The 13,575-nt window shown below is 64.1% G+C and carries 12 protein-coding genes; 8 read left to right on the top strand and 4 right to left on the bottom strand.

Annotated elements, in window-relative coordinates; genetic code table 11:
- The first annotated feature begins 16 nt into the window (after positions 1 to 16).
- The 7 genes from pepP to gcvH all read left to right on the top strand — a co-directional run bounded on the left by pepP (position 17) and on the right by gcvH (position 8,530).
- Positions 17 to 1,351, top strand: coding sequence for a Xaa-Pro aminopeptidase (gene pepP / locus V5F23_RS26855; protein ID WP_042731582.1), 1,335 nt, complete (start codon positions 17 to 19; stop codon positions 1,349 to 1,351).
- Complete coding sequence (ubiH, locus tag V5F23_RS26850) at positions 1,348 to 2,535, top strand: 2-octaprenyl-6-methoxyphenyl hydroxylase (RefSeq protein WP_042731583.1); 1,188 nt, start codon at positions 1,348 to 1,350, stop codon at positions 2,533 to 2,535. The genes pepP and ubiH overlap by 4 nt, the downstream gene beginning before the upstream one ends.
- A 67-nt stretch (positions 2,536 to 2,602) precedes the next feature.
- Positions 2,603 to 3,820: a 2-octaprenyl-3-methyl-6-methoxy-1,4-benzoquinol hydroxylase gene (locus tag V5F23_RS26845; RefSeq protein WP_185057678.1), complete on the top strand. Its 1,218-nt coding sequence runs from the start codon at positions 2,603 to 2,605 to the stop codon at positions 3,818 to 3,820.
- A 218-nt stretch (positions 3,821 to 4,038) separates the two neighbouring features.
- Positions 4,039 to 5,043 carry an extracellular solute-binding protein gene (locus V5F23_RS26840; protein WP_042731585.1) on the top strand — a complete coding sequence of 335 codons (1,005 nt, stop codon included), beginning with the start codon at positions 4,039 to 4,041 and terminating at the stop codon, positions 5,041 to 5,043.
- Between the two features lie 195 nt (positions 5,044 to 5,238).
- On the top strand, positions 5,239 to 6,855 hold the full coding sequence (locus V5F23_RS26835; protein WP_042730198.1) for an iron ABC transporter permease: 1,617 nt from the start codon (positions 5,239 to 5,241) through the stop codon (positions 6,853 to 6,855).
- Between the two features lie 153 nt (positions 6,856 to 7,008).
- Entirely contained in the window at positions 7,009 to 8,091 is a 1,083-nt protein-coding gene (gene gcvT, locus V5F23_RS26830) for a glycine cleavage system aminomethyltransferase GcvT (protein WP_042730197.1), read from the top strand.
- Positions 8,092 to 8,143: 52 nt separating this feature from the next.
- Positions 8,144 to 8,530 (top strand): glycine cleavage system protein GcvH, encoded by a 387-nt coding sequence (gene gcvH, locus V5F23_RS26825; protein ID WP_042730196.1) that lies wholly within the window; start codon positions 8,144 to 8,146, stop codon positions 8,528 to 8,530.
- Positions 8,531 to 8,670: 140 nt separating this feature from the next.
- Here the strand turns inward: gcvH and V5F23_RS26820 are convergent, their stop codons facing one another.
- The 3 genes from V5F23_RS26820 to V5F23_RS26810 all read right to left on the bottom strand — a co-directional run bounded on the left by V5F23_RS26820 (position 8,671) and on the right by V5F23_RS26810 (position 11,345).
- Positions 8,671 to 8,991, bottom strand: coding sequence for a DUF2388 domain-containing protein (locus V5F23_RS26820; RefSeq protein WP_170846005.1), 321 nt, complete (start codon positions 8,989 to 8,991; stop codon positions 8,671 to 8,673).
- 85 nt (positions 8,992 to 9,076) lie between these two features.
- A complete protein-coding gene (locus V5F23_RS26815; protein ID WP_042730195.1) occupies positions 9,077 to 10,861 on the bottom strand; it encodes a GspE/PulE family protein in 1,785 nt (594 codons plus the stop codon).
- A 145-nt stretch (positions 10,862 to 11,006) separates the two neighbouring features.
- Complete coding sequence (locus V5F23_RS26810; protein ID WP_042730194.1) at positions 11,007 to 11,345, bottom strand: hypothetical protein; 339 nt, start codon at positions 11,343 to 11,345, stop codon at positions 11,007 to 11,009.
- 125 nt (positions 11,346 to 11,470) lie between these two features.
- Between V5F23_RS26810 and V5F23_RS26805 the strand changes: the two genes are divergently transcribed.
- On the top strand, positions 11,471 to 11,941 hold the full coding sequence (locus tag V5F23_RS26805) for an Lrp/AsnC family transcriptional regulator (protein WP_042730193.1): 471 nt from the start codon (positions 11,471 to 11,473) through the stop codon (positions 11,939 to 11,941).
- A 125-nt stretch (positions 11,942 to 12,066) separates the two neighbouring features.
- Here the strand turns inward: V5F23_RS26805 and V5F23_RS26800 are convergent, their stop codons facing one another.
- Positions 12,067 to 13,434: a CYTH domain-containing protein gene (locus V5F23_RS26800; RefSeq protein WP_338497034.1), complete on the bottom strand. Its 1,368-nt coding sequence runs from the start codon at positions 13,432 to 13,434 to the stop codon at positions 12,067 to 12,069.
- Positions 13,435 to 13,575 lie beyond the last annotated feature (141 nt).

The raw sequence follows: 13,575 nt of genomic DNA, 5'->3' as shown, positions 1-13,575 counted from the left end.
GGAACGCCGCCTGCCCATGATTCATATCCCGAAAGCGGAATACGGCCGTCGCCGCAAGGCGCTGATGGCGCAGATGGAGCCCAACAGCATCGCGATCCTGCCTGCCGCCGCCGTGGCGATCCGCAACCGCGACGTCGAGCACGTCTACCGCCAGGACAGCGACTTCCAATACCTCAGCGGCTTCCCCGAACCGCAGGCCGTGATCGTGCTGATGCCCGGTCGCGCCCATGGCGAGTACATCCTGTTTTGCCGCGAGCGCAACGCCGAGCGCGAGCTGTGGGATGGCTTGCGAGCCGGCCAGGAAGGCGCGATCCGCGACTATGGCGCCGACGACGCTTTCCCCATCACCGACATCGACGACATCCTGCCGGGCCTGATCGAAGGGCGCGACCGGGTGTATTCGGCCATGGGCAGCCACCCGGAATTCGACCGGCACCTGATGGAGTGGATCAACGTGATTCGCTCCAAGGCCAACCTCGGCGCCCAGCCGCCGAACGAATTCGTTGCCCTGGATCACCTGCTGCACGACATGCGCCTGTATAAATCGGCGGCGGAAGTGAAGGTGATGCGCGAGGCGGCGCGGATTTCCGCCCAGGCCCATATCCGGGCGATGCAGGCGGCGCGCCCGGGGCTTTACGAATACAGCCTCGAGGCCGAACTGGACTACGAGTTCCGCAAGGGCGGGGCGAAGATGCCGGCCTATGGCTCGATCGTCGCGGCGGGGCGCAACAGCTGCATCCTGCACTACCAGCAGAATGACGCGTTGCTCAAGGAGGGCGACCTGGTGCTGATCGACGCCGGCTGTGAAATCGACTGCTACGCCAGTGATATCACCCGGACCTGGCCGGTCAGCGGCAAGTTTTCGCCCGAACAGAAAGCGATCTATGAAGTGGTGCTGGCGGCCCAGGAAGCGGCGTTTGCCGAGATCGCCCCGGACAAGCATTGGAACCAGGCCCACGAAGCGACGGTCCGGGTCATCACCGAAGGGTTGGTGCGCCTGGGGTTGCTGGAGGGCGAGGTGGACGCACTGATCGCCAGTGAAGCCTACCGGGCCTTCTATATGCACCGTGCCGGCCACTGGCTGGGCATGGATGTACATGACGTGGGTGAATACCGGGTCGGCGGCGAATGGCGGGTACTGGAAGTGGGCATGACGCTGACGGTGGAACCCGGTATCTACATCAGCCCGACCGACCGTAGCGTAGCGAAAAAATGGCGCGGCATTGGCGTGCGCATCGAGGATGACGTGGTAGTGACCAAAACCGGTTGTGAAATCCTGACCCGAGGCGTGCCCAAGACGGTCGCCGAGATCGAGGCCCTGATGGCTGCGGCCCGGGCGCAAGCGGCATGAGCCGGGTCAACCTGGCGATCGTCGGTGGCGGCCTGGTGGGGGCGAGCCTGGCGCTGGCCTTGCAAGCCGGCGCCAAGGCCCGGGGCTGGAAGATCCTGCTGATCGAGCCTTTCGCCCCAGGCGATGCCTGGCAGCCGAGCTACGATGCCCGATCCTCGGCCTTGTCCTACGGCGCCCGACAGATCTATCAGCGCCTGGGTGTCTGGCAGCAGATTTCCCGACGCGCCGAGCCGATCAAGCAGATCCACGTGTCCGATCGCGGGCGGTTTTCCACGGCGCGCCTGTCGGCGATGGAAGAGGGCGTGCCGGCGTTGGGCTACGTGGTGGAAAACGCCTGGCTGGGCCAATGCCTGTGGCAAGGCCTCGACAAGGACGTGGTCAGTTGGCGCTGTCCGGCCCAGGTGACGCGAATGGAGCCGCTGGTCAGCGGCTACCGCCTGACCCTCGACGACGAAACCACCCTGGAATGCGATCTCGCCGTGCTGGCCGACGGCGGCCGTTCGGGGCTGCGAGAGCAACTGGGCGTCGGCGTGCGGCATCGACCTTATGACCAGAGCGCGCTGATCGCCAACATCACCCCCAGCGAAGCCCACAACGGCATGGCTTTCGAGCGCTTCACCGATGACGGGCCGATGGCGTTGCTGCCGCTGCCGGAGAACCGCTGCGCGCTGGTCTGGACCCGCCAGGGGATGGACGCGCAACGGCTGGCAGCCCTTGACGAGCGCAGCTTCCTCAGCGAATTGCAGGGCGTGTTCGGCTATCGCCTGGGCACGCTCAAGCAGGTGGGCGCGCGCCACCTGTACCCGTTGGCGCTGGTCGAGGCCGAGGAGCAGGTCCGCCCGCACCTGGCGATCCTTGGCAATGCCGCCCACAGCCTGCACCCGATCGCCGGGCAGGGCTTCAACCTGTCCCTGCGCGATGCCCAGGCCCTGGCCGAAGCCTTGCTCGACAGCGACCGCGAGCCCGGCGACTTTGCCGTATTGCAGGCCTATCGCGAGCGCCAGCGCATGGACCAGGCCCTGACCGTGGGTTTCTCCGATCAGGTCACGCGCCTGTTCGGCAGCAGCCTGCCGCTGGTGTCCGTGGGACGTAACCTCGGTTTGCTCGGCCTCGACCTGCTGCCGCCGGCCAAGCGTTGGTTCGCCCGGCAGGCCATGGGGATCGGGACGCGGCCCGATGTGTAGGCCGGCGATGGGACATTCTTTTCATGGGCGGCGCGTGTCGCCCGCTAAACAGGCTTAAAGCATGGAATTGCGTGCAGATCTGCTGATTGTCGGTGCGGGTATGGTCGGCAGCGCCCTGGCGCTGGCGTTACAGGGCAGTGGCTTGCAAGTGTTGCTGCTCGATGGCAGTCCGCTGAGCGTCAAGCCCTACGACCCCCAGGCCGCGTTCGAGCCGCGGGTCAGTGCCCTGTCGGCGGCCAGCCAGCGGATCCTCGAACGCCTGGGCGTGTGGGAGGGCATCACTGCCCGGCGCGCCAGTCCGTATACCGACATGCATGTCTGGGACGGCAGCGGCACCGGGCAGATCCACTTTTCAGCCGAAAGCCTGCATGCCGACGTCCTGGGGCACATCGTTGAAAACCGAGTGGTGCAGGATGCCTTGCTGGAACGCCTGCATGACTGCGACCTCGGCCTTTTGGCCAACGCTCGGCTCGAACAGATGCGCCGCTCCGGCGATGACTGGTTGCTGACTCTGGCGGACGGTCGCAGCTTGCGGGCGCCATTGGTGATCGCTGCCGATGGCGCGAATTCGGCTGTGCGGCGCCTGACGGGCGTCGCGACGCGTGAATGGGATTACCTGCACCATGCCATCGTGACCAGCGTGCGCAGTGCCCGGCCGCATCGCCTGACGGCCTGGCAACGCTTCACCGACAACGGCCCGCTGGCGTTCCTGCCTCTGGAGCGTGACGGCCAGCACGACTGGTGCTCGATCGTCTGGTCCACCACCCCTGGCGAAGCGCAGCGCTTGATGGCGCTGGATGACGGTGCGTTCTGCAGCGAACTGGAGCGGGCTTTCGAAGGCCAACTGGGCGCGGTGCTGAGCGCCGACCCGCGCCTGTGCGTGCCGCTGCGCCAGCGCCACGCCAAGCGCTACGTGGCCGAAGGGTTGGCGCTGATCGGCGATGCGGCCCACACCATTCACCCATTGGCCGGACAAGGCGTGAACCTCGGTTTCCTCGACGCCGCGGTATTGGCCGAGGTGCTGCTCCAGGCGGCGGGCCGGGGCGAGCGTCTGGCGGACGTGAAGGTGCTGAGCCGCTTCGAGCGCCGCCGCATGCCTCACAACCTGGCGTTGATGGCGGCCATGGAGGGCTTCGAGCGACTGTTCCAGGCCGACCCGTTGCCGGTGCGCTGGTTGCGTAACACCGGCCTGAAGCTGGTGGACCGCCTGCCCGAAGCCAAGGCGTTGTTCGTGCGTGAGGCGCTGGGGCTGATTGGCGATTTGCCGGATCTGGCCAAGGCCTGAAAAATGTGGGTTGGAGCTTATGCTCCTATCGCGAGCAAGCTCGCGCCCACATTGACCTGCTGCGCCTGCGGGAACGAGCGTGCTCGCGATGAGGCCGGGACAGTCGCCCAGGGAACCCATCTGCGCAACATTTGGAAATGTCTCCGCCCACTGTTCGATTGAGATGCCAAATGTGAGTCCTTATCATTTGCGCACTTCATCATCGAGAGACTGCTCCCATGTCGGCATCCAAGCGCCTGCTGTCCGCCCTCGCCCTGACCCTGGCAGGCACCACCGCCGCCCAGGCCGCCGATGAGGTGGTGGTCTACTCCTCGCGTATCGATGAGCTGATCAAGCCTGTCTTCGATGCCTATACCAAGAAGACCGGCGTATCGGTGAAGTTCATCACCGACAAGGAAGCGCCTTTGATGCAGCGGATCAAGGCCGAGGGCGAGAACGCCACCGCCGACCTGCTGCTCACCGTCGACGCCGGCAACCTCTGGCAGGCCGAGCAGATGGGCATTCTGCAACCGTTCACCTCCCCGGTGATCGATGCCAACATCCCACCTCAATACCGTGCGTCCTCCCACGCCTGGACCGGCTTGAGCCTGCGGGCGCGAACCATCGTCTATTCCACCGACCGGGTCAAACCCGCTGAATTGAGCACCTATGAGGCCCTGGCGGGCGAGCAGTGGGAGGGTCGGCTGTGCCTGCGAACCTCCAAGAAGGTCTACAACCAGTCCCTGACCGCCACGCTGATCGAAACCCACGGCGCGGAAAAAACCGAGGAAATCCTCAAGGGCTGGGTTCGCAACCTGTCCACCGACGTGTTCTCCGACGACACTGCGCTGCTTGAGGCTATCAACGCCGGGCAGTGCGACGTGGGGATCGTCAATACCTACTACTATGGCCGTCTGCACCAGCAGAAACCGGACCTGAAGGTGAAGCTGTTCTGGCCGAACCAGGCCGACCGCGGTGTGCACATCAACCTCTCGGGCATCGGCTTGACCCGGCATGCACCGCACCCTGAGGCCGCCAAGCAACTGGTGGAATGGATGACCACGCCAGAAGCGCAAAGCATCTTTGCCGATGTGAACCAGGAGTTTCCGGCCAACCCGAAAGTCGAGCCGTCCAAGGAAGTCGCGGCCTGGGGCACGTTCAAGGCCGACACCCTGCCGGTGGAAGTGGCCGGTAAGCGCCAGGCCGAGGCGATTCGCATGATGGATCGGGCTGGCTGGAACTGACCGAACGGTAACGGCCCCCTGGGCATGCAGGGGGGCTCGTTCCTGGGATTGGCCCGTGGCGAGGGAGCTTGCTCCCGCTGGGCTGCGTAGCGGCCCTTTGGGTGAGCGCTGCGCACTCAAGCGGGAGCAAGCTCCCTCGCCACATGCTACACAGCATGTGTGCCTGCCGATGCATCACTTGAACGAGAGCCTTCCTTGACCCACCCCGTCCAACGCCGCTGGTATCCCCTGGTCTTCGCCATCGCCGCGTTGGTCCTGCTGCCCTTGAGCGTGCTGGTGCTGTCCTGGCAAAGCATCGACCCGCAGATCTGGTCCCATTTGTGGGACACCCAGATGCCCCGGCTGCTGGGCAATACCCTCACGTTGATCCTGGGGGTGGGCGTCGGGGTGACGGTGCTGGGCGTCAGCCTCGCCTGGCTCACCAGCTTGTGTGAGTTCCCCGGCAGGCGCTGGCTCGACTGGGCATTGATGTTACCGTTCGCGATTCCGGCCTACGTGCTGGCATTCGTCTTCGTGGGTCTGCTGGATTTCGCCGGCCCGGTGCAGACGCTGATGCGCGAATGGTTCGGCAGCGGCCTGCGCTTGCCCAGGGTGCGTTCCACCGGTGGGGTGATTCTGGTGCTGGTCCTGGTGTTCTACCCGTATGTCTACCTGCTGGCGCGAAGTGCGTTCCTGGCCCAGGGCAAGGGGTTGATGGAAGCGGCGCGGGTGCTCGGGCAATCGCCGTGGCAAGCGTTCTGGCGGGTGGCGCTGCCGATGGCGCGGCCGGCCATCGGGGCCGGCGTGGCCTTGGCGTTGATGGAGACCCTGGCCGACTTCGGCGCGGTGTCGGTGTTCAACTTCGACACGTTCACCACTGCCATCTACAAGACCTGGTACGGTTTCTTCAGCCTGTCCAGTGCCGCTCAACTGGCGAGCCTGCTGTTGCTGGTGGTGATGCTGGTGCTCTACGGCGAGCGCCGGGCCCGTGGCGCCCATCGTGCCAGCAACGAGAGGCCGCGGAGCAAGGCCCTGTACCCGTTGCGCGGCTTCAAGGCCGTGGCGGCCAGCGGCTGGTGCTTGCTGGTGTTCGCCTGTGCGTTTGTCATCCCGGTGCTGCAGTTGCTGGTGTGGTTCTGGCAGCGCGGGCGCTTCGACCTGGACGAACGCTACGCCGGGCTGATCGCCCACACCCTCTACCTGGGCGGGCTGGCCGCGCTGGTCACCGTTGCCGTGGCCTTGCTGCTGGCGTTCGCCCGGCGGCTGGCGCCGACCCGGCCGATTCGCGCCGCGGTTGCCGTGGCCAACCTGGGCTATGCCTTGCCTGGCTCAGTGCTGGCCGTGTCGATCATGCTTGCGTTCAGCTACCTGGACCGTGCGTGGGTCATCCCACTGTCGAACTGGCTCGGTGGCGCGGGAAAACCCTTGTTGCTGGGCAGCCTGTCGGCGTTGTTGCTGGCGTATCTGGTGCGCTTCCTGGCCGTGGCCTACGGCCCGCTGGAAAGCAGCCTGGCGCGAATTCGCCCGTCACTGCCTGAGGCCGCACGCAGCCTTGGTGTCAGTGGGCCGCGACTGTTTTTCAAAGTGTATCTGCCGCTGCTGGTGCCCGGCACGCTCAGCGCGGCGCTGCTGGTGTTCGTCGACGTGCTCAAGGAGATGCCCGCGACCTTGCTGATGCGCCCGTTCGGCTGGGACACGCTGGCGGTACGGATCTTCGAAATGACCAGCGAAGGCGAATGGGCTCGGGCCGCGCTGCCAGCGCTGACCCTGGTGCTGGTCGGGTTGTTGCCGGTCATCGGATTGATCCGGCGCTCGGCCCATCGAATTGGCTAGGTGCCAGTCCTACATCATGCGGCTACAATGCGCGGCATTCGGTGCGGTCCGTCTGTCGGACCGGGTAACTGAGAACGGCTGACGCGCCTTTTTTCCAGGTGTGCGCTGTGCAGTATCCGTCCGCACCTTCGCCAAGCCCGGAAGGAGAAACCCATGGGACAGCGTACGCCTCTGTATGACCTTCATCTCGCCCTCGGCGCGAAGATGGTCGATTTTGGCGGTTGGGATATGCCCTTGCATTATGGCTCGCAGGTCGAGGAACACCATCAGGTGCGACGTGACTGCGGGGTGTTCGATGTATCCCACATGACCGTGATCGATGTCGCCGGTCCCCAGGCCAAGGCCTGGCTGCAGCGTTTGCTGGCCAACGACGTCGATCGCTTGCAGGACACAGGACGTGCCTTGTACAGCAGCATGCTCAATGAGCGCGGCGGTATCGTCGATGACATGATCATCTACCGCGTCGAGAACGGTTACCGGCTGGTCTTCAATGCCTCGACCCGCGACCAGGACCTCGCCTGGATGCAGGCTCAGCTCGGCGCCTACGACGTGCAATTGCACGAGCGCCCCGAGTTGGCGATGCTGGCGATCCAGGGGCCCCATGCGCGACAGAAGATCGCTGAGCTGGTCAGTCAGTCGCGTGGCCAGTTGATCCAGCAACTCAAGCCCTTCGAAGGGCGTGCCGATGGCGAATGGTTCATTGCCCGCACCGGCTATACCGGTGAGGATGGCCTGGAAATCGTCCTGCCCGCCCGCGAGGCCCCAAGCTTCTTCAACGACCTGGTCGGCGCCGGCATTTCCCCCATTGGTCTTGGCGCTCGCGACACCTTGCGCCTGGAGGCCGGCATGAACCTCTACGGCCAGGACATTCACCAGGACGTTTCACCGCTGGCCTCGAACATGGCCTGGAGCATTGCCTGGGAACCGGCGAGCCGCCAATTCATCGGCCGCAGCGCGCTGGAGGCCGAACTCGCGGCCGGCGTGCAGCACAAACTGGTTGGGCTGGTGCTGGAGGAACGGGGTGTCTTGCGCGCCCATCAGGTGGTTCGCATCGCCAATGTTGGCGAAGGGGAGATCACCAGTGGTAGTTTTTCTCCTACGCTTAGCAAGTCGATCGCCCTGGCACGCGTGCCGATGGCCACCGCCGACCGGGCCGAGGTAGAAATTCGTGGCAAGTGGTACCCGGTACGAGTGGTCAAGCCGACCTTCGTCCGCCATGGCAAAACCCTGATCTAACTGTATGCGGCAGGCCGCCGGCCGCTGACACTTTCTCTTGAGGACACAGAATATGAGCGATATCCCTGCCGAACTGCGTTTTGCCGAAAGCCATGAGTGGGCACGCCTGGAAGCCGACGGCACCGTTACCGTCGGCATCTCCGACCACGCCCAGGAAGCCTTGGGTGACGTGGTATTCGTCGAGCTGACAGAAGTCGGCAATGTGTTTGAAGCGGGCGCTCAAGCGGGTGTGGTGGAGTCGGTCAAGGCGGCTTCCGATATCTATTCGCCGATTGCGGGCGAAGTGATTGCCGTCAACGATGAACTGGGCGGTTCGCCCGAGCTGTTGAACTCCGATCCCTACGGCGCCTGGATCTTCAAGCTCAAACCTTCCAACGCCCAGGCCGACCTGGCCAAACTGCTGGATGCCGCGGGCTACAAGGCCGCCATCGGCGAATAACCCCAGGCCTGCTGACCGGCGTCATCGGCAGCCAGACCGCCTTCGCGAGTAAGCTCGCTCCCACAAGGGCGGGGATGCGAGGGAAGCTGCCAGGCAAAAAAATGCCGCTCGATCGAGCGGCATTTTTTATTGGCCAGGTATCAGTCCTGGGCGACGGCGTTTTTCGCCAGGATCGCGTTGGCCAGTTCCATGTCGGTGGCTTGCAGGCCTGGGTTGTCGGCACGGACTTTCTGCATCGCGGCTTCCAGGTAAGGGCCACGGATACCGCCGTCACTGGCGACGAAGCTGCCGGCGTCGTCCTGGGCGGCGACGATCAGCTTGTGATCCTTGAAGGTCAGGTAGGTCGAACCGGTGGTCGCACCGGACGAGATGACGTTACGCCAAAACGTGTCGGCCATTGCCGAGCCAACAGGGAGAGACAGCAAGGCCAGGGTGGCGACAGCAAGTTTGAGACGCATGATAGGTGACTCCACTGGGTTAACTATGACTTTGGATTACCAGCGCCTCGATTCAGTTCCATGACCGCCCGGTCAGGCGTCGTCCGCTTCATCGCTGTTCGCTTTGCGGCGTTACCCGCAATACCTCTTCGACCGTGGTCAGCCCGGCCGCGACTTTTTGCGCGCCGGACAGTCGCAGGCTGCGCATGCCTTCCTTGAACGCCTGGCGGCGTACCGCCAGCAGGTCGGTGTCCGGATGAATCAGCGCCCTGACGCTGTCAGTCAGTTGCATGATCTCGTAGACCCCGGCACGACCCCGGTAACCGGTGTCACGGCACTCCAGGCAGCCGACGGCCCGGTGGGCATTGCCCGGCAATGGTGCCTGCCAGGGGCGTGTCAGGGTTTGCCAATCGTCTTCATCCAGGGTCAAGGGTGCCTTGCATTGAGGGCACAGGGTGCGCACCAGGCGTTGGGCCATGATGCCGAGCACCGTGGCCTTGATCAGGTAATGGGGCACACCCAACTCCAGCAGGCGGCTAATGGCGCTTGGCGCATCGTTGGTGTGCAGGGTCGAGAGCACGAGGTGCCCGGTCAGCGCCGCCTGGATCGCCATTTCGGCGGTCTCCAGGTCGCGGATCTCACCGATCATGATGATGTCCGGGTCCTGCCGCATTAGCGCCCGCACCCCGGCCGCGAACGTCAGGTCGATGTTGTGCTGGACCTGCATCTGGTTGAAGGAGCCCTCGACCATTTCGATCGGGTCCTCGATGGTGCAGAGGTTCACCTCTGGCGTCGCCAGTTTCTTCAGGGTGGTGTAGAGGGTGGTGGTCTTGCCGGAGCCGGTGGGTCCGGTCACCAGGATGATGCCGTTGGGCTGGCGGGTCATGTCCTGCCAGCGACGCAAGTCGTCGGCGGAGAAGCCGAGCTGGTCGAAGTCCTTGAGCAACACTTCCGGGTCGAAGATCCGCATGACCATTTTTTCGCCGAACGCCGTCGGCAGTGTCGACAGGCGCAGTTCCACTTCGCCGCCATCCGGCGTCTTGGTCTTGACCCGGCCGTCCTGGGGCTTGCGCTTCTCGGCGACATTCATCCGCCCCAGGTTCTTCAGGCGGCTGATGATCGCCATCGTCACCTGCGGCGGGAATTGATAGACGGTGTGCAGCACCCCGTCGATGCGAAACCGCACGGTGCCTTGTTCGCGGCGCGGTTCGATGTGGATATCGCTGGCCCGCTGCTGGAAGGCGTACTGGAACAGCCAGTCGACGATGTTGACGATATGGGCATCGTTGGCGTCCGGTTCCTGGTCGCTGGCACCCAGATTGAGCAGTTGTTCGAAATTGGTCAGGTTGCTCGGCTGCTGATCGTGGGTGGCGGCGCCGCTGACCGACTTGGCCAGGCGATAGAACTCCACGCTCAGGCGCTGGATGTCCACCGGGTTGGCGACCACCCGCTGCACCGGCAGCTTGAGCACGTGGGTCAGGTCGGCTTCCCAACTGCTGACGTAGGGCTGGGCGCTGGCCACGGTGACGGCCTCGCGATCGACCGCCACGGCGAGGATCTTGTGGCGTTGGGCAAAGGCGTAGGACATCAGGGGCGTCACGGCCGCCACGTTGATTTTCAGCGGGTCGATGCGCAGGTACGGCTGGCCGGCCTGCTCGGCCAGCCACAGGGTCAGGCTCTCCAGGTCCAGGCGCTTGCCGGGGCGGCTGAGGTCGTCCAGGTGCTGGTTGGCGATGAACTCCAGTGGATGCAACTGGCTGTTGGCGCCGTGGCGTCGGCGGGCGTTCAGCGCGGTCTCGGCGCAGTCCTGGCTGATGAGGCCCTGGGCGACCAGTTGGCGTAGCAGATCGTTGAGGTCCAGCCAGCGGTCCTGAGTGGCGTGTTTGGTGGACATGCGGGTTCCTATTGGACAATTGCAGCAAAGCAGCGATACAGACGCCTCGGCGTCTTCGCTCGATGTGCAAGAGAATAGTCCTGACGCCATGGACCGTTGGGCCACTACCCGACCAATGCGTTACGAAGTCTTGCCCTGGGGCGGCTCAACCGGCGGCCTGGACCGGCTGAACCCGCGAAATATCAGCCTCTTGTAAATCCACCGAGCACACACTGATCAGGTTTCGTAATTTTTCCGCGAGGACTTGGGCACGGTGCCAGCTCAGCCCCTCCACGACGATGTCCATCGACAGCAGGTCGTCGTGGCGCTCCATGCGCACCTGTTGCGGCGTCAGGCCCTGCAAGGCAAACAAGTTGAGCGCCCGGCACAACAGGTCCGGTTCGGCTTCGCCTAGCAGTTGGTAGTGCACGCGGCAATGGGGGTTGGCGGTGTGCCAGGCGTCGACGCGGCTGGGTAGGGGGGCGATGGCTTCGAGTAATGGCATGTGGATCTCCTTGAGGGCGGGAGAAATATTTACATGCACTGACGGGTATTTCTTATCTAAGATGACCCGATTAAACGCCGGATCGAATGGTTTAATTCTAGAAATTATAAATAGCGGGTTTATTTATGCACAGTGAGCTGGACAGTTACGACCGCCGCATACTGGCGCTGCTCCAGGAGGATGCTTCGCTGTCCAGTGCCCAGGTGGCCGAGCAGGTAGGGTTGTCGCAGTCGCCGTGCTGGCGACGGATCCAGCGGATGAAGGAGGAGGGCATCATCCGCCGCCAGGTGACCCTGCTCGATCGCAAGAAGATCGGGCTTAACACGCAGATCTTCGCCGAAGTCAAACTCAACGCCCACGGACGTTCGAACTTCACCGAGTTCACCGAGGCGATCCGCGGCTTTCCCGAGGTCCTGGAATGCTACGTATTGATGGGGGCGGTGGATTTCCTGCTGCGTATCGTCACGGCTGACATCGAGGCGTATGAGCGATTCTTCTTCGAAAAGCTATCGATGGTGCCGGGAATCCAGGAAGTGAACTCGATCGTCGCGCTTTCGGAGATCAAGTCCACGACGAGTTTGCCAGTGCTGCGCTGAGTTCTGTGGAGGATGTGCTGGCCTCATCGCGAGCAAGCTCGCTCCCACGGTTGATCTTCAGCGGCCACTAGATGTGGTTACCACGCTGAACCCCTGTGGGAGCGAGCTTGCTCGCGATGGCGGCGTCACAGGCGCAGCAAAGTCTTCCAGGCCCGGTTCTGATACACCGCGATCGCCTGCTGCTTGCGCATGTCCAGGGCTTCGTCGGTGATCGGCTGGTTGGCCAGTTGCGCCAGTTTGTTCAGCTCGCCGTAGAGCCGGTCCATCTCCGGAATGTCCAGCACATGGCGGGCGTGGTGCAGCCAGGCCTGGATGCGTTCGATCCGCGGCAGCTGCTCGGCCAGGTCTTCGGGTTGCTGCTGGTAGCGCTGTAGTTGCAGGGACGTGGACTCTTCGCCCAGCAGGCGTGGCAACCAGCTGCCCAGTTGCGCAGCGCCTTGGCGATTGCCGCGGGTGTTGCGCTCGGCGGTCCAACTGCGGGCCAGCAACCAGCGTGACGTGTTCAGGGAGAACAGGCCCCAGCGCGGGTCTTGCAGCTCGTCGAGGAACTGCTCCGGCGCGGCCTTGCGCACGTCTTCGTCGTCCAGGCCGGCCTGGACCAGTGGGCGCCAGTCTTCCAGCAGCGCGTCCAGGGCAATGCGCAAGTCGTGGGTCGATTGACGAGGGGCGGCCTGGCCGAGGCTGCTGAGCAGGGCGCGCATCTCGGCGAGGGTTTCCACCCAGTCCTGCAGCAGGCGCCAGTGGCCATTGAAACGGTATTGCTCGGCCAGGCGCTGGCTGCTGCCCAGTAGGTGCCAGCCCAGCGCGGCGAAGGCGTCGTCCAGCGGCATTTCGGCGCTCAGTTGCGGGGCCGGCAGGCTCAGGGCATAGCTGGCCGCGTCGTGCAGGCGATAGCCGCGCTCGGCCTTGCTGATGTCGCAAGGCATCAAGGGCAGCGTGGCGGCCAGCTCGGCTGCCAGTTCCAGCAGGGCGGCGGGCTCGCCTTCGCGCAGCTCCAGCTCCAGCTCGCAGATTTCTTCCTTCTGCTTGCCGACCACGACATGACCCAGGTCCAGTGCGGCCTCGATGACCACTTTGCCCTTGCCACGGCCCCAGGCAATCTCGGCCCGCTCACGCACGAAATCGGTGGTGAAGATGGCCTTGAGGGTTTTCTTGTCCAGGTCAGCCAGGGACGCGGGCCAGCATTCGCCGTCGAGCTTCTTCACGTCGAGCTTGGCCTTGGGCAGGTGCCAGTCGTATTCATTGCGTTCGGACAGGCCGGCGATGCTCTGGCCGCGGGTCTTGAGGGTCTGGATCACCTCTTCGCCGTCACGACGCAGGCGCAGCGCGACCTTGGCCTTGGCGAGATCGCGCTCGGGCGTGTCGAAGTACTGGTTCATCAGTTCATGGCGTTCCCAGCCATGCTTGTTGCGTTTTTTCAGCAGCGGGTGCTCGCGCAGGGCTGTCAGGGTCTCGCGGCTGACGCGGAGTTTGATTTCGGTTTCTTTCTGCATGGCCGGAAAATCCAGGGATCGGGTGTGCAGCCGGGGAAGGTGTCTGGCTGCCAAGGTCGTGCAGTGTACAGGACTCATCCGTCCTACGCGCCGCGACGGTTTCTTCCTTGCGCCGGATGGTTCTATGATGAACGTCAATTT

The sequence above is a fragment of the Pseudomonas sp. WP18 genome (genome assembly GCF_036689585.1).
GTDB classification, from domain to species: domain Bacteria; phylum Pseudomonadota; class Gammaproteobacteria; order Pseudomonadales; family Pseudomonadaceae; genus Aquipseudomonas; species Aquipseudomonas chlororaphis_E.
This window is presented reverse-complemented; position numbering and strand designations above follow the sequence as displayed.

Bases quoted from the DNA above. Each gene is read 5' to 3' on its own strand.
- pepP (WP_042731582.1), top strand. From the start codon at position 17: ATGATTCATATCCCGAAAGCGGAATACGGCCGTCGCCGCAAGGCGCTG.
- ubiH (WP_042731583.1), top strand. From the start codon at position 1,348: ATGAGCCGGGTCAACCTGGCGATCGTCGGTGGCGGCCTGGTGGGGGCG.
- V5F23_RS26840 (WP_042731585.1), top strand. From the start codon at position 4,039: ATGTCGGCATCCAAGCGCCTGCTGTCCGCCCTCGCCCTGACCCTGGCA.
- gcvT (WP_042730197.1), top strand. From the start codon at position 7,009: ATGGGACAGCGTACGCCTCTGTATGACCTTCATCTCGCCCTCGGCGCG.
- gcvH (WP_042730196.1), top strand. From the start codon at position 8,144: ATGAGCGATATCCCTGCCGAACTGCGTTTTGCCGAAAGCCATGAGTGG.
- V5F23_RS26815 (WP_042730195.1), bottom strand. From the start codon at position 10,861: ATGTCCACCAAACACGCCACTCAGGACCGCTGGCTGGACCTCAACGAT.
- V5F23_RS26810 (WP_042730194.1), bottom strand. From the start codon at position 11,345: ATGCCATTACTCGAAGCCATCGCCCCCCTACCCAGCCGCGTCGACGCC.
- V5F23_RS26805 (WP_042730193.1), top strand. From the start codon at position 11,471: ATGCACAGTGAGCTGGACAGTTACGACCGCCGCATACTGGCGCTGCTC.
- V5F23_RS26800 (WP_338497034.1), bottom strand. From the start codon at position 13,434: ATGCAGAAAGAAACCGAAATCAAACTCCGCGTCAGCCGCGAGACCCTG.